Below are 17063 nucleotides of genomic sequence, written 5' to 3' on the forward strand. Positions count from 1 at the left end.
GCGGCCAGATTAAGTTGACCCGTATGTCAATACTGAATGCGCAGTTGGGTCTCTTTCTTGTTGACGACCCCACGTTCGGTTGCGCAAAGCGCCACGTTACCCGGATAAATCGTAAGCGCCGGATCAGCCAACCGATCGGTATCCCATTGGCGGATCTGGCCGACGATGAACTCTGCGAGTTTGTGGCCGGCGCGTCCGTGACCGATGGCTCCGAGTTCCCAGCGGCCGGGCTCGTCGGTGCGGCGGATGGAGAAGTACGCCAGCGACCCTCGACCAATGAGTGCTGGCGATCGGATGGGCACGGCGGGCATGCACAGTCCGGAGTCGACGGCCTTCCGGTCGGCCTGGATGCGGGCGGTGCCGGGATGCGTGGCGCTCAAATGCATCCACAGCAGGTCGAACGGTTCTTCGCTTCCGACCGTCAGATCGCTCCACACCTGGGTTTTCTCGCGGTTGCGAACGCCGTCGATGCCGTTGAGCGCGTCGGCCTGGTCGATGTCGTAGTGGATCGTGACCAGGCCGTCGGCGTCGATGGTGTGCCTGCGCTCGCCGTACTGGCCCAGCATCGGCACGAATCCGCACAGCGAAGTCCGGTCGGCGACCAATCGGTCAGTCTGCTTCACGAGGGACACCGCGCGGCTGGTGCCGCGCCAGCGTAACGGCAGCACGAGCCGACCGTCAGGTTTGAGCTGATCCCACCAAGCGTGCGGGACGTCCCATGCTCCTACGGTGACGATGATCCGGTCGTAGGGGGCGCCCTCCGGTGCCCCATCAGCGCCATCTCGGGTGATCACCTTGACGTTGTGGAAGCCGGTGTCGTCGAGGTGGTGGCGGGCTGCGGCGGTGACGTCGGCGTTGATGTCGACGGTGGTGACCGAGCCGGTTGGGCCGGTAAGGGTTTTCAGCAGGGCCGCGTTGTAGCCCGTGCCGGCGCCGATTTCCAGGACGTTGTGTCCCTCGTGCACGTCGAGCATGTCGAGCATCTCGGCGACGACGTCCGGGTGTGAGGCCACGTCGCCCAACGACCATTCATGCACCACGAAGGTGTCTAGCTGTGGTGATTGAAGGGGCTGGTCATCCACTCATAGTTGCCACTGGATGCGTACGCGTCGCACCGGCTCGGTGCCGTTTGCTTCGTCACGGCCGCGGAGGAGAACTTGTTGTCATCCCTGCCGAGGTTGTAGCCGACCATAGCCTTCGCGGTATGTGGCCCGAACAGAACCGCTTCACTGAGGTGGCCGTCCGGAATTTGGAAGCCCGGATTTCCCCACATCATGAGGCACTGATCAGTCTCATTGTCCACAAACGAGACCTTGTCGTCGATCAGGTGACCGTTGGTGAAATGGCTATTCTTACTGAAGTCGGTGATCGAGCCGAATACGTCGAGTTGCACCGAACCGGTTCCATACTCGAATGCCTGGTCGACGTTTGCGGTAATGGTCTTCGGATGTCCCATAAGCTGGCTTGTCTGATCGGACATGCTTCCCGCGCGCTGCGGGTTTCCATTGTTGTCGTGGAAGTACTCGTAGAAGCAGACGTGGTTGATCGGACATGGTGCCGGGCCGGCGGCCGACGCAGGTGCATTGACACCGCTAGCAACCATTGCCGCCGTCGCGGCGACGACGCTCGCGGCCATAACAGACAGACGTTTGATCAGTGTTCGCACAGGAATCCCCCTAACGCACGTGAAACCCAAATGGTCCTGGGCACCCCACCAAATTAGGCAGGGCCGCGCCCGGATGACAGGCCAGGATTGGGCTACGAAAAGCGGGCGACTATTCCTTGCGGCCGACGGCGGCGAACTGGGCGATGTCCGGTTGCGCCCGAGCCCGTTGCGCGGGCTGCGCAACGGGCTCGGATGGCCGGTCAGGGTGCGTGGTCCCGGTCAGCCGCGCCCGCGAACCGCCCTGGGCTGCACGTGGATGCCGTCGGCGAACTCCACGATGTCCTGCTGGCTCCACGCGCGGGCGTCCCAGATCTGCACCTGCATCCAGACACCGCCGTCTGCCGCGTCCTGCGGCGCGATCGGCTCCCATCAGCGTGTCCGGCAGGGCGGCACGCAGCCGCTCCGAGGCCCGGGCGGTCTGGCTTTTCACCGTCCCCGGGGAGCAGCCGAGGATGTCGGCCACCTCAGCCACCGGGAGGTCGCAGAGGAAGCGCAGGATAAGGACGGCCTGCTGCCGGAGCGGGATCCGGGCGAGTACGGCTCGTACCACGGTGCGGTCCTCGACCGGTGGGTGCGCGGGGGCGGGATGGTCGGGTGCCGAGGCGAGCAGGCGGACCCGGCACCAGCCGCGCCTGCGCTCGTCCAGGAACGCCCGGACGAGGACCGTGTGCACGTACGCGTCGATGTTGTCCACGCGGGAGAATCCGCCCTCAGCGTGCGTACACCTTGGTGACGGTCTCCTGGACCAGGTCGTCAGCCTGGTCGCCGTCCCCGCAGAGCAGGTACGCCATGCGCCGGAGCGCCGTCAGCTGTCCGTCGAAATAGGCCAGGTACGCGGGTCCGACTGTCATCCATGCATTCCCCCTCTGTCGATGCCTCGCCTGATAAGACGGGAACGCGGCACAGGAGGTGGTACGGGCCTGCGCCTGCCCTGGCCGCGGCTGAGTTCGACCACTGGACGACACCGGGCCGCCTGGTCGTCTTTCGACATGGTCGTCTACATGGAGCACCCGCAGCTGGGAACACCGGCGCTCAGACGCCGGATCGCCCCGGCCAACGCCAGGCGACAGTGGCTTACTTAATCCGGCCGACAAGGAAGTACGCGGCTGGCGCGATCCCTGCGGAGTTGATGAGGGCAGTTGAAGCCCATAGCCACTTAGGACCGCGCACCTCGTTCGCTCGCCGACGCTTGAGGTCGATCAACATCGCGGCCTTGAACGCGGTCTCGGCGACCGTCATCCCGATGATGGAGCGGCGCTGCGCCTGACTGAGATCTTGCCAACGCTTCGACATCGTGCTACCCCGCTCGCCTTTTACTTGCAAGCTACAACCGGTCGGCCGTGATGGCGATCCGTACTCGGCGACGTCAGCGCCCCGGAGATCCCAGCTGGATCATGGCGGCTGGGATGTCAATGGTCCGCAGGTCGTCGGCGGGTCCGGCCTCCAGCAGCAGGACGCGGACGTCAGAGTCCTTGGTGAGCCGGTTGGCCAGGACGGATCCGCTGCTACCGGCCCCGATGATCACGTGGTCGTAACCTGTTGTGGCCATGAACTATCGGGCTTCGGTGACGAGGTCGGCGATGGTGAACGGGCTGTCCAGCGCGCCGCCCGGGCCCACCATGACCCGCCACCATTGGCGTAGCGCGAAGCGGAAACGCTGCTCCGGCAGATTGGTCGGCCACGCCGAAGCCTCGGTGACGGCGCCCTGCCAGTCGACGTCGAACGTGACGTCATAGGCGTCGTCGCCAGAATAGTTGACCCTGAGGTTCGACAACTCGTGGAAGTTCCACTGCGTGTTGGCCAGCAGTTGCTTGTACCAGGCGGTGAATTGCTCGATGTCATGCATCGGCTCAGTGCCGGGGATGACCAGGGTGAGGTGTTCGCCGGTTGCCAGGTGCGTGGCGAGCTGCTCGGCCGGAGCCCGGTGTTCGAACAGCGTGAACCAGGTGTAGACGAAACGGCGTATGTCGTTGGCGTTCGCGTCCTCGGCATCGCGGGGCGGCAATCCTGGGCTCAGTACGGGATCGCTGGACGCGGCCGTGTTGCCGGTAGGGGTTGTCGATGTCATGCCGCCACGATGCCCGGCGGTGATTCCGCCGCCAAGAATGGTTATGCATGGACGATCACATCCGTGCATCAGCGCCGGTGGCGGGCGATCGACTGACCGCGGTGGTCAACTTTTCTACCGCCTCGCGGGCAGCGGCGATAAGGGCGCTTGCCGTACGGGGAGCGTGTGGGGTGGTGAGCGCCACGAGCTCGCACCGTTCGTCGGCGAGCGGCCGGGCAACCACGTCACGGGGCAGGTCGGTGGCGGCAAACCAGGGCAGCAGAGCGACACCCATGCCGGCCGCGACCAGCTCGACGATGACGCCCGTGTCGTTGGCCTGCGCGGCCGGCAGCGGGGTGAAGCCGTACCGCCGGCAGGTGCGCTCGATCCCGGCGCGGTAGCCCGTCTGCCCGTCGCCGGACGGAAGCACGAAGGGCTGCGTTGCCGCGTCGGACAGCACGACCGCGTCCTTGACCGCCAGGGGATGCCCCGCGGGCACCATGATCATGCGCGGGCCGGTGGCGATCGTCACGGCGCGCAGGTCCGGGATGAGCAGGGGCAGATCGGTGTTGGTGTGGACCAGCCCGATCTGGACACGTCCGGCGCGCAACGCCGCGAGCTGCTCGGGAAGGCTGGCTTCGTGCAGCGTCAGCAGCAGCCGCGGATGCGTGGCGCGCAGGGTGCCGACGATCAGGGGGACCAGGCGTACGGCGAACGAGCTCAGATGGCTGACGGTGAGGGTCTCGGATTGCTCGCCGGCCGTCGCTCTGCTCTCCGCGACGCCCTGCTCCACCATCGCGAGCGCCGGGGTGACGCGGTCAAGCAACGCTTGGCCGGCCGCGGTCAGCGCGATCGGTCGTGGCGGACGGTCGAACAAGCGCACGCTCCAGCCTGGCTACCTGCTGGCTCAGCGCCGGCTGGGCGATATGCAATCGCTGCGCGGCCCGCGAGAAATGCAGTTCCTGGGCCAGAACCAGAAACGGCGACAGCAACCGCAGGTCGAGGGACGAGTCGAACGGCGCGGCCATGCCGCCAGACTATCGGCGAGGTGTCGCGGCAAATCCCGTGCTGGTGGTCCAGGCAGTCTGGAAGTCCGCCTCGGGGTCGGTGGATGCGGTGGCGCTGCGCCAGGCGACATGGCCGTCGGGGCGGACGAGGACCGCACCGTCGGGTGCCACGCCGTACAGGTCAGGCCATTGCGTTTCGGTCATGACGTGGCTGTCGACGGGTGCGCCGGGGCAGCGGGCGACGGCGTCGCGCCAGGCGTGGCCGGGTTCGGCGGTCAGCAGGACGAAACGGCGATCGAACAGGTCGATGGTGGACGATCCGTCGGCGAGCCACAGGTGCGGGGCGCGGCAGCCCGGTGCCGCGGTCTGCCGGTAGTCGGCGCCGGGCGGGTCGGCGTCGGGGCTTCCGTCGCCGGCGGTGACCGGTGAGGTGTATTGGTAGCCCATGTCGATCTGGGCCAGGCTGCGTCCGTTGAACGGCGCCCCGTTCGCCGTGAAGATCCGGGTCCAGGCGGTGCCGGTCTCGTCGGCGTTGCGGCGGCCGACCGGTTCTCGTTCGGTGGCGTAGCTGTCCAGCAGCTTCTCGCCGCCGTGGCGGTGGACGACGGCGGCGATCTTCCAGGCGAGGTTGTGTACGTCGTGCATCGCGGTGCTCACCCCGGTGGCGCCGGCGGGCGGGAAACGGTGGGCGGCGTCGCCGGCCAGGAACACCGGCCCGTACGCGTACTGCGAAGCGGATTGCGCGGCGGCCGTCCACGCGTTGGTGCCCAGCACGTCCAGGGTCAGGCCGGGAAGGCCGAGGACGCGCCGGACGACGGTCGCAGGGTCGTCGCCGGCGGCTATCGGGCCGGGTTGGCTCAGCACCCAACGGTCGTCGGCGTGGGTCCAGATCAGCGCGGCTCCGGAGGCGGTGAGGAAGTAGATCCCGCGCGGGCGTACACCGGTCCGGGCGGTCAGGTCGGCCCGGAACGCGATCATCGTCTGCCGGCCGAGATCCTCGGGGCCGTTCATGGCGATGCCGAGTTGCCGGCGGATGCCGCTGCGGGCGCCGTCGGCCGCGATCATCCATCGTGCCCGGACGCGCGTCGTACGGCCCGTGGTCTGCTCGGTCACCGTGGCCAGCACACCGCCGTCGACGATCTGGAACGACTCCAGCAGCGCACCCGTGCGCAGCTGCCCCGCCGGGTAGCCGCCGGCGTGCTCGCGCAGCACCGACTCGAACACATCCTGGGATACCGACAGCCCTTCACACGGGCTCACCAGGGACCGGCCGGCGGACGGCACGTCCTCGCGCAGCGGCGAACCCGTCAGGTCCGTGCGCCACTCGGCGCCGGGGGTGATCGGCAGCTCGACGGCCCGCAGGTCGGGCTCGACCCCGCAGACTCGCAGGATCTCCATCGCCCGGGCGTGCACGCCGCGGGCCCGGGGGAGGGGCGACCCGGTCACGCGTTTGTCGATCAGCAGGGATGCGACGCCGTGCCGGGACAGCAGCAGCGACGCGGTCAGCCCGGCCGGGCCGCCGCCGACGATGAGCACGGGTGTCTCGAGCATTTCGGAAGCCATTGCGGTGCTCCCTTCATCATAGTGAGACTATGATGAAGACAGTGATACTCTCCCACCGTGGTTGTCAAGAAGGGTCACCGGCAACGTCAGGCGATGGCGACGAAGGCGCAGATCGCCTCGGCAGCGCGTGCCCTGTTCGCCGGCCAGGGCTACGTGGCGACGACCATTGCCGCGATCGCGGAATCCGCCGACATCCCGGCACCGACGATCTATTCGGCGTTCGGCGGGAAGGCCGCCATACTGCGGGCCATCGCCTGGGGGATCGCCGACACCCTCGACATCGACCGCGCCCACGAAGAGGCCCTCGCGGAGCCGGACCCCCGAGACGGCCTCCGGCGGGCGGCGAACATTCAGCGCCGGCAGTTCGAGCAGATGTACGACGTCATCGACATCTACCAGGAAGCGGCCCGCACCGACCCGGACATCGCGCGGGACATGCGGACCATCGCTGCCAACCGCGAACGCGCCTTCCGCCGCCACGTCGAAGCCATCGCCGCCCACCTCGCACCGGGCGTCAGCACCGACGACGGCGTGGCCATCTATCTCACGCTGGTCCTGCCCGAGGTATATCGAACCCTGGTCATCGAACGCGGATGGACCGCTGGCCGCTACGAGAACTGGCTCGCCGACGCCCTGATCACGCAGCTGCTGCCCTAGAGCATTGCTACGCAGCTGGGTACTCCGCGGCCGGGGACGCCTCGCACCAGCGCGCCCACTGGTAGTGCGCCGCGGCGGTGATGAACACCGCGCCCACGACGACGCCCGCCCCGATCGCCGCGTACAGCTGGAGATGGAGACCGTAGAGCAGCACGCCGACATCGGAGCCGAGGACGACGCCGGTGATCACGGCGATGCTGCCGGCCACGCTGAGCATCTTGCGCAAGGGACGCCAGCGGCCGGCCAGCATCATGTTCAGTTTCTCCTCGCCCCACGACGCGGCCAGCAGAACGGTCAGCTCGGGTACCAGTTGGGCGTAGGCCGCTCGCAAATGAGCGATCCGCCCCGCGAACTCCCAGTCGTCGATGGCGATTTCGAGGCAGCGTAAGAAGCTGACCACTCCCAGAAACACCAGCGAGGTCAGGACGAGGACGTCGAACACGGTGACGCTGGCCGAGCGATCATGCCCGCCGCCGTGGAATCCCAGAGCGATCAGACCCGCCGACACGGCACCGATGAACACACTCGCGCGTCCATTGGCCTCGCTGATCGTGGCGGCGCGTTTGGTCTGGAGATTGTAATGCTCGGTGGTGAGCAGGGTGATCCACGCGGCCTGCGCGCCACCCGCATCGGTCAGTCGCAAAACCTGCGCGGGAGTCAGCGGTGATTCCGGTATGGACGACCTCACTGAAACCTCCTCTGACAGGCGATCGATAGCGTCCGCCATCGACGATTTGTGCCCGAGCGTCCGGTTCATTTCCAGGGCTTAACTCGTGCTTTCATATTGCCGAGAGGACCGCCGAGTCCAATATGAGCTGGCTTACATCCGAGTTCGGTTCCGTGCCCCGTAGTGGTCAAAGTTGCGGGCGGTCCCGTTCGGGGGGAGGATGGGGGCGGTTGATGACCCAGCCATTGCTCCGAGAGGAGATGGCTGGTGCCCAGAATCGCTGATTCTGAAATGCGTATCCCGCAGCGGGACGCAGGCCCTTTCTGCTGGTCACAGCGCCGGGTCGGCTGGGTCGACGTGATCTGTCTGGCCGGCGAGCTGGATCTGGCCACGGCGGAGGACTTGCGCGAACGACTGATGAGCGTCGTCGAGTCCGGTGCCGCCACCTCGATCGTGCTCGACTTTTCGGACGTAGGCTATGTCGACGCCCGCAGCGTCGATGCCATCGTTACTGCTTGGACGGCCGCGACGAGCCGGGGCCGACGGTTGCAGGTCGAGGGGCTGCACGGCATGCCGGCAATGGTTTTCCGTGTCCTCGGGCTCGAGTCGCTGCTGGTCACCGACGGCGGCACGTCATGGCGGGAGGCCGGGCTTGACTGAGGCGGACGGGAGGGCGGCGTCCGGCGGCGACGTCTCGCCGGCGGAGCGTAAGCGGCGGGCCGACCTGTGGGAGGCCGGCGCGGACGAGCGCGAGCGGTTGGCCGACGAACGGGAACGGCTGGCCGACGAGCGAGAGGCGCTGGCCGACGAGCGGGAACGCGCCGCCGACCGGCAGGAACACGCCCAGGACGAACGAGAGGTTGACCACGCGGCGCGGGCCGGGACCAACGACGACGCGATGGAGGTGGCCGCGACCGAGGCGGCGCTGCGCCGGGCCGAGGCGGCGGTACGCCGGGCCGAGGCGGAGCTGGAGCGTACGCGGGAGGCCGCCGACCGGGTCCGGGCCCGTGCTGCTCTTCGCGTTGCCGGGAGCGCGCGGGCGGCGACCGCTGTTACCGCCGGACAGACAGCGGATCCTGACGAATCCGCGTGGCTGTCCGATCGGCGGGACTTCATCGCCGCCGAACGTGACGCCCGGGCCGACGATCGGGACACGCTCGCCGACCGGCGCGAGGAGACGGCCGAGCTCCGGGAGCAACTGGCCGACGACCGGGAGCGGGAGCTGTTCGATCGGGAGCGGAGTTTCGATCAGCAGCGACCGGGCGGCCGCCGGCCCGCGGCGGCGCGGCTGCACACCGGCCGGGACCCGGTGGCGGACGCCGAGGCGCGCGCCGACGGTGAACGGCGACGGGAGCGTGCCGTGGTCAACCGGCGTGCCGCCGCGCACGATCGGGCACGTGCCGCGGCCGAGTGGGGCCCACAGGCGTACGGGCCGATGTTGCTGGCGAGTTTTGCTCCACTGGCCCGGCAGTTGTTCGGCAACGACGACCTGCGGGAGGTGCTCGCGCAGGTCCTGAAGTTCACCGTCGGCGCGGTGGCCGGCTGCGAGCGGGCGAGCGTGACGTTGTACCAGCATGGACGCGTCGTGGACACGGTGAGCAGTGACGCGGTCGCCGCCGAACTCGACAACATCCAGTTCGCGACCGGCATCGGTCCCGCGCCGGAAGCCATGGAGAGCGATCGTCCGATCCATGTGGCCGGCCTGTCCGCGGTGCGGCGCTGGCCGGTCCTGGCTGCCACTGCCGCCGACCTCGGGGTGTCGAGCGCCCTCAGCTACGGGTTGTTCGTGTACCGGCCGGCCCGGTGGTCGGCGCTCGGAGCGTTCAGTCTCTACGGTGCGGCCCCGGACGCGTTCGGCGACGAAGACGACGAGTTCGGTTCAATCCTGGCCTCGTACGTGGCGGTGGCCGTGGCCGTGGCGCAGCGGCAGGACGAGGTCGATCGTCGGGAGGCCGCGCTGCATCGCGGACTGAGCAGCCGGGACATCATCGGGCAGGCCAAGGGCATCCTGATGGAACGCCAGCGGCTGTCCGCCGGGGACGCCTTCGATCTGTTGCGCCGGGTGTCGCAGCGGCTGAACCGCCGGCTCACCGACGTCGCGCAGCAGTTGGCCGAGACCGGAGAGCTGCCGACATAGCCGTTACGGCTCGATGGGCAGCGTCGCGCCAGCGCACCGGCACGGGCTAACCGAAGGGGAGCCTCATTACTTACGACTTGTGCGTAACCGCATCGTGCGTCAGGATCCGAGGGCACCTTGCGTCCGTAAGAGGAGGATGATCGTCGTGCCGACGGTGGCAGACTTTCGCGCGGCCGGAATCCGGCTTCCCGGGCCCTGCGAGAAGTGGGCGGACGACGCCGACCTCATCCGCGGTGTCGTCGATCGCGTCGGTGACAAGTGGACCGTCATCGTGATCGGTACGCTGGGTGACGGCCCCCGGCGGTACACGGATCTCCACCAACTGGTCCCCGGCATCTCGCAGCGCATGCTGACCCTGACGCTGAAGCACCTCGTACGCGACGGCCTGGTCGAGCGCACCGCCTTCGCGGAGGTACCGCCGCGCGTCGAGTATTCGCTGACACCCCTCGGCCACACGCTCCTGAGCTCGGTGCTGGCGCTCGCGCAGTGGGCGTACGAACACCGCGACGACATCCGTAACCACCGCGAGGAGTTCGACCGGGCGAGCGTCGCCCGGTGACGTCCAAGATCCTGGCTCTCGCTCTGAACGGCCTCCGAACTCACTGATGCGGCGCACATCAATGTGCCTTTTGTACCGCCCACATTTCTGACTCATGATGGGGCTGCGCACATTTCGTAAGCATCATGAAGCACCGGGCGATGAGGTCGTGAACCTCGACGACAACCGCGTCGCTTGAGAGAGGTTCGGCAGTGGAACTCGGGATTTACTCCTTCGGCGGCGTGACTGCGGACACGCGTACCGGGGAAACCATCAGCGTGCGGCAGCGGCTGGACAATCTGGTGCGGCAGGCCGTCATGGCCGACGAGGCCGGCCTCGACCTGATCGCCCTGGGCGAGCACCACCGCGCCGATCACGCGATATCGGCGCCCGAGGTGGTGCTGGCGGCGATCGCGAGTGTCACCGAGAACATCCGGCTGGCGTCCGGGGTCACGGTGCTGTCAACCCAGGATCCCGTACGCGTGTACCAGCAGTTCGCGACCCTGGATCAACTGTCCGGCGGCCGTGCCGAGATCATCGCGGGCCGGGGTGCGTTCACCGAGTCGTTCCCGTTGTTCGGCTACGACATCCGCGACTACGACGTGCTGTTCGAGGAGAAGATCCGGCTCTTGCTGCAGCTCGTACGCGAGGAGCGGCCGGTGTGGCAGGGCACCACGCGGGCGGCGCTCAACGGCGAGGTGGTGGCGCCGCGAGCCCTGCAGGATCCGCTGCCCGTCTGGATCGGCGTGGGCGGCACGCCCAAGTCGGCGGTGCGCGCCGGGACGCTGGGCGCGCCGATGTTCCTGGCCCTGTTCACCAGCCCCGACCCGGGCCACCGGACGGTCGAGCTCTACCGGCGTGCCGCCGAACAGGCCGGCCACGACGCGGCGGCGCTGCCGATCGCGAGCGGCGGCCACATGTACATCGGACGCTCGTCGCAGAAGGCCAAGGACGACTTCTTCCCGTACTACTCGGACTACTTCAAGCTGCACCCGTCGATGCCCAACGGCATGCCCCGGCCTGTGTACGACCAGTGGCTGAGCAGCGGCTTGCTGGTCGGCAGCCCGCAGGAGGTCATCGACGGCATCATGCGGCATCACGAGATGCTCGGCATCAGCCGCTACGTGGGCCAGTTCGACGTCGGCAGCATGTCGTTCGGAATGGTCAGCGAGAGCCTGGAGCTGTTCGCGACGGAGGTGGCCCCGGTCATCCGAAAGGAAACCGCGTAGCCGGCGCGCGCCACGTCGGCCGCCCGTCACCGCCATACTGCCCCGGCCCGGCCTCGCGCCGCGAGCCCGCGACCGGCATCGGCCGACGAGCTGACCCGATGAGCCGCACCATGCCTCAAGGCCGACGCGACCTCGCCCATGCATCCCACTATGCGGCGACCCCGGCCACATTCTGGACTTTCTTGCGACCTTGGAGACTTACGCCCACATGCGAGCCATAAGTCTCCAAGGTCTCCAAAACGCCCCGGAAAGCGGCCGAGCAAAAGGTGCGAAAGCGGAGAAAGGCTCCATTGTGGACAAGAATCTCATCTTGTGGACGCGCTGCCACGATGTGGTCGCCGGTCCCACACAACGGACACTGATCCCACATTATGGCCTCGTATGGCGGCGCCGGCAGAAAGTCGATCAGCGAAGTCGCCTGGGTTCTCCACCAGGGCGATTACGTGACGGCGCTGGCCGGCACCAAGCGCCGGACATATCTTGAAGAGAACGTCGCCGCCGGGCGGATCGAGCTCAGCACCGACGTTCTCGACGAGGTCAGCGCCGCTTCCGGTCGGTGCGGCGGTCTTCCGGCCACAGCCCGGCTCGGGCACCGCGGAACGCTTCGCCTTCCTCCGCGTCCTCGGCCAGCAAGCCTTCGACGCCGAACGACCGGCCCCGTGACGGCTCCGAGTCTCTGTCGGGATGCTGATTTACACCGGCCTATGCCTGCCCGACCCTGGCGTTTGTGCAGCCGCGCCCGGGGAGCGACCGATGGATCAGACCGACGCCAACTTCCGGCAACGCGAACTGGAGCTGGAGGAAGCGAAATTCCGGTACGCCCAAAGCAACGACAAGCGGCAACGCCGTTGGGGGCTGTGGACAGTCGTCGTCTCGACCATGCTGACGGTGCTCGTCGTCGGCACCACCGTCGTCCTGTCCATCCGCCAGCTGGCCGCGAGTCAGAGCCAGTTCGAGCGCAACTCCCGCGCGACCTATTACAGCAACATCGTCGACGGCCTGGGCAGCAATTCGGTAGCCGTGCAGACGAACTCCATGCAGCTGCTGACCAAGTTCGTCCAGGACCGCTCGAACTATGACGGCGACACGGCGAAGCAGCAGGACGGCGCCGGCGACGCCCTCCAAGTGCTGACCGCTTTCATCCAGGATTTGAGCACGCCCACCAGCCGCGGCCTGCCCGACTATCTGTCGCCGCAGCCGGTGGTGGTGTCGCGCGCGATGAACCAGGTGAAGAAGCTGGACTCGGACGCGATGCTCGGCGTGCACAGCACCGACATCAGCCGCGCGAACCTGCATGGCATTTCCCTGCCCTACTTCCGGCCGAACGGCGCGTTTCTGGGCGTCGCGGTCGACTTCCGCCGAGCCAATCTCCGCGGTCTTGCGCTGCGGGCCGACGAAAACACTCTCCGGCGCGCCTTCTTCACGTGCGCCAGCCTGAACAGCGCCAACCTGGGCGACGCCGACCTCCAGTACGCCGACCTGACCGGCGCCGATCTCCGCGGCGCCAACCTGAGCCGGACCCGGAACTTGCGGTCCGGCCAGCTGACCGGCGTCATGGTCGACGGCCGCACGAAGCTACCCGCCGGGGTATCCGCGACCACCAAGCCGTGGGGATACACCACACCCGTCTGTGTTGCCACCGTCAACCGCATGACCGGCATGATCGCGGGTCAGGGCTACGACCCGGCACTGATGTGCCCGCGGGATCAGAAAACCTGGAAGACCGCGGCCGTCCGTACGCGATTCATCGGCGTGCTGGACGACCTGATCGCGGTGTGCGGCCTGCGCCAGCCGAAAACACTCCCGGCGTCCTGACGGTGGTCTCAGTCGCCGGAGAACCCCCAGAAGTAGATCTCGGACGGCTGACCGGTGTCGTCGTGCAGCACCGCACACCGGCCGAACCAGCGCTGCTCGGCAAGGTCGTCGATCTGCTGCACGTGCGCTCGGGTCAGTTTGGCAACACCGGCGGCCTGCAACGCCTCCGCCGTGCTGACCGGCTCGACAGTGCTGTAGTCCGGCTTCTCACCCGGCCGCACCACCACGCGCATGTCGAGGATCGAATGGGTCCGGACTCGAGGGTCGTCAGGTTCGGGCCAGGTCGCTGCGGCTGAGCACCGCGTGTTTCTGCAGGATCCGGTGCACGTGGTTCTTCACCGTGGACAGTGAGATCCCCAGTCGGCGCGCGATCTGCTTGTTCATCAAACCCTGCTCCAGCAGCGCGAGCACCTCGGCCTCGCGGTGGGTGAGCAGGCTGCCCTGGATCGGGCCGTGGCCGGCCAGCGCGGCGACCCGGCGCAGCAGCGTGCCGGCCACGAACGGGGTGCAGCTCAGCTCGCCCCGGCCGACCGCCTCGAGCACCGCGACCAGGTCGGCCGCGACGGCGTCGCTCGAGACGTAGCCGGCCACGCCCCGCTCGGCGCACGCGATGATCTCGGCCTCGTCGTCGCCTACGCCGAACGCCACCACCCGGATCGGCGGGTGCGCGCGGCGCAACGCGGGCATCAGGCCGTCGCCGACGACGAGCGCCGAGTCCACGATCGCCACCGCGGGCCGGGTCGCGCCGACCAGCTCGACCGCCTCGGGCCCGGCGCCGGCCGATCCGGCCACGCTCAGCCCGCATCTGTTCCGGAGCACGAGGACGAGCCCCTCCCGGTACAGGCGCACGCGCGAGACGACGACGACGTTCATCGTTGCCATCATCGGCCGCCCGGGCTGCCGTTTTCTAGCAGGTTCACGACGATACGGATCGGGATCCGGGCCGCGATCCGGGTCCCGCGATCCCTCCCGTCCGGGACGGTCGCGCCCGCAGACTCGGGCCATGCCGGTCCGCGTCTTCGTGATGGGGCTCACTCAGATGCTGAGTGAGGTCGTGCGCGCCGTCGTGGCGAGCCGCTCGACGCTGGTGCTGGTCGGCGAGAGCCCGGTGACCGACTTCGAGCGCGCCGCGGCCAGCCGCGCCGACGTGGTGGTCGCGCCGCTGCATCGGTTCACCGACGGCGACCTGTCGGCCTTTCAGAGCACCCATTGCCGCGTACGGGTCGTGCGACTGGCCGACGACGCGCGCAACGCGGTGCTGCACGAGATGCGACCGCACCAGACTCCGCTGTCCGACCTGGGCACCGAGACCCTGGCCGCGGTACTGGTCGGTGACTGATGGACGCGATCGACAGCACACTGCTGCGCCTCGCCGACCCGGCTGCCCGCGCCGGCCTGCTGACCGATGACGCGCTGCTCCAGATCGCCACGGTCGCCTACGAGATCGATCCGGCCACCGTGACCGGGCCGACGACCGCCGCGTACGACCGGGTGGACCTCGCCGTGCCCATCGCCCGCGGCGGCACCGCGACCGCCCGGCTCACCCGTGCGGGTGACGCCCTGCCGTGGGACGTGACTTTGACGTGGGACGACCCGTCGGGCTCGGCGGCCGGCGCCGACGCGGTGCTGGCCGCCCGGCTCGCGGTCCGCGCGGCGCGGGCCGGCGGCACGATCGAGGTCGCCGAGGTGGCCTCGTCCGGCCGGGACGGCGGCCGCGACCGGCTCGGGCTGCGGCTGACGATGAGCGCACCGCCCGACCCGGCCACGGCCACCCCGCTCGTGCTCCCGGTCGTCGTCGCCGTCCTGGTCGCGGCCGCCGACACCGCGCCGCGTGAGCTGCTGCGAGCCACCCACTCGGCCCGCCGCGCCGCCCTGGCCTACCCGCTCCCCGAACCGCCGCCGGACGCTCCGCCCCGCCGCGCCGACCGCGTCGTCTGCTGGCTGCTGCCGGCCGCCGCGTTCGAGCAGGAGGGCTGGCCGGGGGCGGACGCGGGAGCCCGGCTGGCCGCGGCCCGCGGCTGGCTCGCCGCCGGCGGGATCGCCGTCGTCACCACCTGACCACCACACACCCCGATCCGGAGGGAATCGCATGAGCACCGTGGTGCAACCGGCCTACCCGTACGTCAACGTCACGATCGACACCAGCGGGCTGCTGCCCGCGGCGACGCGCAACCCTGGCGTGGTGGCGGTCGTCGGCAACGCGGCGGCGGGCGTCTCGGCGCCGGCCGCCACCCCGGTCGAGGTCACCGACCACGCCTCGGTGCTGGACGCGTTCGCCAACGGCGGCGCCGCCAACCCGCTGACCCAGAGCCTCGACCTCGTGTTCCAGCAGGACCCGCGGCCCAGCAAGGTCTACGGGGTCCGCACCGACACCGCGGACGCGTACGCCGCGGCGCTGGCCGGCCTGGACGCCGCCGACGACGTCACCTGGGTCTGCCTGGCCGGTGAGACGAAGGCCGGGAAGGCCACCTCGGGCAACACCGCGGCGACCGGGCTGATGGCGCTCAAGGAACACGTCGAGAACGCCTCGGCCGGCGGCAGCGACCGGATCGCGGTCGCCATGGTCGACCCGACCGTCGCGCGCTCACCGAAGTACGTCTCGGACATCCTGGCCGCCTCCGGATACGGTCCGCTGCGCAGCGACGACGGCCGGATGGTGCTGGTCACGGCGCGCGGTGCCACCGGCGACGCGGCCGCGGCGGTGATGGGCACGGTCGCCGGCTACCCGCCCGGCACGAGCGTGCTGCTCAAGCAGGTGCGCGGCTTCACCATGCCGATCACCTCGCAGTACACGCCGCCGGAGATCACCGCGCTCGCCGGCGAGGGGATCATCCCGCTGATCGACCCGGCGCTGATCCCGGGGACCGGCCTCTTCCTGGCCGACGGCGGCGTGTTCACCAGCGACGCCACCCGCAACTACCTGGACATCGTGACGCTGCTCGACCAGATGAAGTTCAACCTGCGGGCCGGTCTGATCGGCGCGGTCGGGGACAGCCGGATCACCAAGGCCGGGCTGACCGCCGTCAAGATCCGGGTCGAGAACATCCTGGCGCCGTTCGCCGGCGCCGGGACCATCGACAGCTTCTCGGTGACCATTCCGCTGCTGGCCATCCTCGGGCTGCCCGAGCCGGCCCGGACCGACGCCGACACCGCCGCCGTCGTGACCGCCCGCCAGAAGCGCCAGGTCGAAGCCACCGTGCTGGTCGAGATCGCCGCCACCATCCACCAGCTCAACGTGACGCTGGTGCCGCACTTCTGAGAAGGGCCGACAGATGACGTCACCGCAGTTCGACTGGAAGACCCGGCTCGGCGTCCGGTTCACCGTCAACGGCACCGAGAACCGTGCGTACGCCACGCAGTCGTTCATTCCGCAGTTCGGCTCCAGCGCCGAGCCGCTGCACACCGTCGAGCGCACCCACGTGGGCATGGTGTCCACGCCGCACAACCTGACCTTCACCCTGTCGGTGATGGCGATCGGCCCGGCCGTGGCCGACCTGACCGCGCTGGCGTTCCGCGGCGACCCGTTCGAGCTCGTGATGCTCGAACAGGACGGCAACGACTGGTCGTACGCCACGGTCGTGATGAAGCAGTGCTACATCACCAGCGCCGCTCCCGGCGCGGCCACGATCAGCGGCGCCCCGGTCGCCACGTTCTCCGGCTTCTCGCTGGAGGCCGAGGTCACCGACAAGAACAGCGCCACCACGAAGACTCCGCGGAACACGCCACTGTAGGGGAAC

The 17063-nt window shown here is 68.8% G+C and carries 22 protein-coding genes and 1 pseudogene; 10 read left to right on the plus strand and 13 right to left on the minus strand.

Annotation, left to right across the window (positions count from 1 at the left end; all coding sequences use genetic code 11):
- Positions 1-26 precede the first annotated feature (26 nt).
- The 10 genes and pseudogenes from fxlM to HH310_RS28755 form a co-directional block, all read right to left on the minus strand.
- Positions 27-1082 carry a methyltransferase, FxLD system gene (gene fxlM / locus HH310_RS28715; RefSeq protein ID WP_169178807.1) on the minus strand — a complete coding sequence of 352 codons (1056 nt, stop codon included), beginning with the start codon at positions 1080-1082 and terminating at the stop codon, positions 27-29.
- Positions 1049-1666 carry a hypothetical protein gene (locus HH310_RS28720; protein WP_169178808.1) on the minus strand — a complete coding sequence of 206 codons (618 nt, stop codon included), beginning with the start codon at positions 1664-1666 and terminating at the stop codon, positions 1049-1051. The genes fxlM and HH310_RS28720 overlap by 34 nt, the downstream gene beginning before the upstream one ends.
- A gap of 442 nt (positions 1667-2108) precedes the next feature.
- Positions 2109-2360: pseudogene (locus HH310_RS45520) on the minus strand (sigma factor-like helix-turn-helix DNA-binding protein); the annotation flags it as partial.
- A 16-nt stretch (positions 2361-2376) separates the two neighbouring features.
- Entirely contained in the window at positions 2377-2517 is a 141-nt protein-coding gene (locus HH310_RS45525) for a hypothetical protein (RefSeq protein ID WP_312034387.1), read from the minus strand.
- A 223-nt stretch (positions 2518-2740) separates the two neighbouring features.
- Positions 2741-2959: a hypothetical protein gene (locus HH310_RS28730; protein ID WP_169178809.1), complete on the minus strand. Its 219-nt coding sequence runs from the start codon at positions 2957-2959 to the stop codon at positions 2741-2743.
- 73 nt (positions 2960-3032) lie between these two features.
- The gene (locus HH310_RS44185) at positions 3033-3215 is read right to left on the minus strand and encodes an NAD(P)-binding protein (RefSeq protein ID WP_169178810.1); all 183 of its coding nucleotides are present in this window, start codon (positions 3213-3215) and stop codon (positions 3033-3035) included.
- Positions 3216-3218: 3 nt separating this feature from the next.
- Entirely contained in the window at positions 3219-3734 is a 516-nt protein-coding gene (locus HH310_RS28740; protein WP_169178811.1) for a hypothetical protein, read from the minus strand.
- A 55-nt stretch (positions 3735-3789) separates the two neighbouring features.
- Positions 3790-4590 carry a LysR family substrate-binding domain-containing protein gene (locus tag HH310_RS28745; protein WP_169178812.1) on the minus strand — a complete coding sequence of 267 codons (801 nt, stop codon included), beginning with the start codon at positions 4588-4590 and terminating at the stop codon, positions 3790-3792.
- Positions 4532-4741: a LysR family transcriptional regulator gene (locus HH310_RS28750; protein ID WP_169178813.1), complete on the minus strand. Its 210-nt coding sequence runs from the start codon at positions 4739-4741 to the stop codon at positions 4532-4534. Before HH310_RS28750 ends, HH310_RS28745 begins: the two co-directional genes overlap by 59 nt.
- A gap of 9 nt (positions 4742-4750) precedes the next feature.
- A complete protein-coding gene (locus tag HH310_RS28755) occupies positions 4751-6283 on the minus strand; it encodes an FAD-dependent monooxygenase (protein ID WP_169178814.1) in 1533 nt (510 codons plus the stop codon).
- A gap of 57 nt (positions 6284-6340) precedes the next feature.
- Here HH310_RS28755 and HH310_RS28760 point away from each other — a divergent pair, with 57 nt between their 5' ends.
- Positions 6341-6940, plus strand: coding sequence for a helix-turn-helix domain-containing protein (locus tag HH310_RS28760; protein WP_312034388.1), 600 nt, complete (start codon positions 6341-6343; stop codon positions 6938-6940).
- Between the two features lie 7 nt (positions 6941-6947).
- Here the strand turns inward: HH310_RS28760 and HH310_RS28765 are convergent, their stop codons facing one another.
- Entirely contained in the window at positions 6948-7697 is a 750-nt protein-coding gene (locus HH310_RS28765; protein ID WP_169178815.1) for a hypothetical protein, read from the minus strand.
- Between the two features lie 177 nt (positions 7698-7874).
- On the opposite strand from HH310_RS28765, the gene HH310_RS44190 reads away from it, so the two are divergent.
- The 5 genes from HH310_RS44190 (at position 7875) to HH310_RS28790 (ending at position 13326) form a co-directional block, all read left to right on the plus strand.
- Positions 7875-8267 carry an STAS domain-containing protein gene (locus tag HH310_RS44190; protein WP_169178816.1) on the plus strand — a complete coding sequence of 131 codons (393 nt, stop codon included), beginning with the start codon at positions 7875-7877 and terminating at the stop codon, positions 8265-8267.
- Positions 8260-9744 carry an ANTAR domain-containing protein gene (locus tag HH310_RS28775; RefSeq protein ID WP_169178817.1) on the plus strand — a complete coding sequence of 495 codons (1485 nt, stop codon included), beginning with the start codon at positions 8260-8262 and terminating at the stop codon, positions 9742-9744. Before HH310_RS44190 ends, HH310_RS28775 begins: the two co-directional genes overlap by 8 nt.
- Positions 9745-9880: 136 nt before the next feature.
- Positions 9881-10303 (plus strand): helix-turn-helix domain-containing protein, encoded by a 423-nt coding sequence (locus tag HH310_RS28780; protein ID WP_169178818.1) that lies wholly within the window; start codon positions 9881-9883, stop codon positions 10301-10303.
- A gap of 191 nt (positions 10304-10494) precedes the next feature.
- Positions 10495-11511, plus strand: coding sequence for an LLM class flavin-dependent oxidoreductase (locus tag HH310_RS28785; protein WP_169178819.1), 1017 nt, complete (start codon positions 10495-10497; stop codon positions 11509-11511).
- A 753-nt stretch (positions 11512-12264) separates the two neighbouring features.
- Positions 12265-13326 carry a pentapeptide repeat-containing protein gene (locus tag HH310_RS28790; RefSeq protein ID WP_211192740.1) on the plus strand — a complete coding sequence of 354 codons (1062 nt, stop codon included), beginning with the start codon at positions 12265-12267 and terminating at the stop codon, positions 13324-13326.
- An 8-nt stretch (positions 13327-13334) separates the two neighbouring features.
- Here the strand turns inward: HH310_RS28790 and HH310_RS28795 are convergent, their stop codons facing one another.
- Both HH310_RS28795 and HH310_RS28800 read right to left on the minus strand, forming a co-directional pair.
- Complete coding sequence (locus HH310_RS28795) at positions 13335-13559, minus strand: hypothetical protein (protein ID WP_211192741.1); 225 nt, start codon at positions 13557-13559, stop codon at positions 13335-13337.
- Positions 13560-13593: 34 nt separating this feature from the next.
- On the minus strand, positions 13594-14199 hold the full coding sequence (locus tag HH310_RS28800) for a response regulator transcription factor (protein ID WP_169178820.1): 606 nt from the start codon (positions 14197-14199) through the stop codon (positions 13594-13596).
- A 130-nt stretch (positions 14200-14329) separates the two neighbouring features.
- Between HH310_RS28800 and HH310_RS28805 the strand changes: the two genes are divergently transcribed.
- The 4 genes from HH310_RS28805 to HH310_RS28820 are packed head-to-tail and all read left to right on the plus strand — an operon-like array spanning position 14330 to position 17057.
- On the plus strand, positions 14330-14665 hold the full coding sequence (locus HH310_RS28805; RefSeq protein ID WP_169178821.1) for a hypothetical protein: 336 nt from the start codon (positions 14330-14332) through the stop codon (positions 14663-14665).
- Positions 14665-15384, plus strand: coding sequence for a hypothetical protein (locus HH310_RS28810; RefSeq protein ID WP_169178822.1), 720 nt, complete (start codon positions 14665-14667; stop codon positions 15382-15384). Before HH310_RS28805 ends, HH310_RS28810 begins: the two co-directional genes overlap by 1 nt.
- 31 nt (positions 15385-15415) lie before the next feature.
- The gene (locus tag HH310_RS28815) at positions 15416-16585 is read left to right on the plus strand and encodes a hypothetical protein (RefSeq protein WP_169178823.1); all 1170 of its coding nucleotides are present in this window, start codon (positions 15416-15418) and stop codon (positions 16583-16585) included.
- Positions 16586-16598: 13 nt separating this feature from the next.
- Entirely contained in the window at positions 16599-17057 is a 459-nt protein-coding gene (locus HH310_RS28820) for a hypothetical protein (protein WP_169178824.1), read from the plus strand.
- The last annotated feature ends 6 nt before the right edge of the window (positions 17058-17063 follow it).

Source organism: Actinoplanes sp. TBRC 11911 (assembly GCF_012933445.1).
GTDB lineage: Bacteria > Actinomycetota > Actinomycetes > Mycobacteriales > Micromonosporaceae > Actinoplanes.

What these genes read in the sequence shown, in the direction of transcription:
- HH310_RS45525 (WP_312034387.1), bottom strand. Translation starts at nt 2,517, where the DNA reads ATGACAGTCGGACCCGCGTACCTGGCCTATTTCGACGGACAGCTGACG.
- HH310_RS28730 (WP_169178809.1), bottom strand. Translation starts at nt 2,959, where the DNA reads ATGTCGAAGCGTTGGCAAGATCTCAGTCAGGCGCAGCGCCGCTCCATC.
- HH310_RS44185 (WP_169178810.1), bottom strand. Translation starts at nt 3,215, where the DNA reads ATGGCCACAACAGGTTACGACCACGTGATCATCGGGGCCGGTAGCAGC.
- HH310_RS28740 (WP_169178811.1), bottom strand. Translation starts at nt 3,734, where the DNA reads ATGACATCGACAACCCCTACCGGCAACACGGCCGCGTCCAGCGATCCC.
- HH310_RS28750 (WP_169178813.1), bottom strand. Translation starts at nt 4,741, where the DNA reads ATGGCCGCGCCGTTCGACTCGTCCCTCGACCTGCGGTTGCTGTCGCCG.
- HH310_RS28755 (WP_169178814.1), bottom strand. Translation starts at nt 6,283, where the DNA reads ATGGCTTCCGAAATGCTCGAGACACCCGTGCTCATCGTCGGCGGCGGC.
- HH310_RS28765 (WP_169178815.1), bottom strand. Translation starts at nt 7,697, where the DNA reads ATGAACCGGACGCTCGGGCACAAATCGTCGATGGCGGACGCTATCGAT.
- HH310_RS28780 (WP_169178818.1), top strand. Translation starts at nt 9,881, where the DNA reads ATGATCGTCGTGCCGACGGTGGCAGACTTTCGCGCGGCCGGAATCCGG.
- HH310_RS28790 (WP_211192740.1), top strand. Translation starts at nt 12,265, where the DNA reads ATGGATCAGACCGACGCCAACTTCCGGCAACGCGAACTGGAGCTGGAG.
- HH310_RS28795 (WP_211192741.1), bottom strand. Translation starts at nt 13,559, where the DNA reads ATGCGCGTGGTGGTGCGGCCGGGTGAGAAGCCGGACTACAGCACTGTC.
- HH310_RS28800 (WP_169178820.1), bottom strand. Translation starts at nt 14,199, where the DNA reads ATGAACGTCGTCGTCGTCTCGCGCGTGCGCCTGTACCGGGAGGGGCTC.
- HH310_RS28805 (WP_169178821.1), top strand. Translation starts at nt 14,330, where the DNA reads ATGCCGGTCCGCGTCTTCGTGATGGGGCTCACTCAGATGCTGAGTGAG.
- HH310_RS28810 (WP_169178822.1), top strand. Translation starts at nt 14,665, where the DNA reads ATGGACGCGATCGACAGCACACTGCTGCGCCTCGCCGACCCGGCTGCC.
- HH310_RS28815 (WP_169178823.1), top strand. Translation starts at nt 15,416, where the DNA reads ATGAGCACCGTGGTGCAACCGGCCTACCCGTACGTCAACGTCACGATC.
- HH310_RS28820 (WP_169178824.1), top strand. Translation starts at nt 16,599, where the DNA reads ATGACGTCACCGCAGTTCGACTGGAAGACCCGGCTCGGCGTCCGGTTC.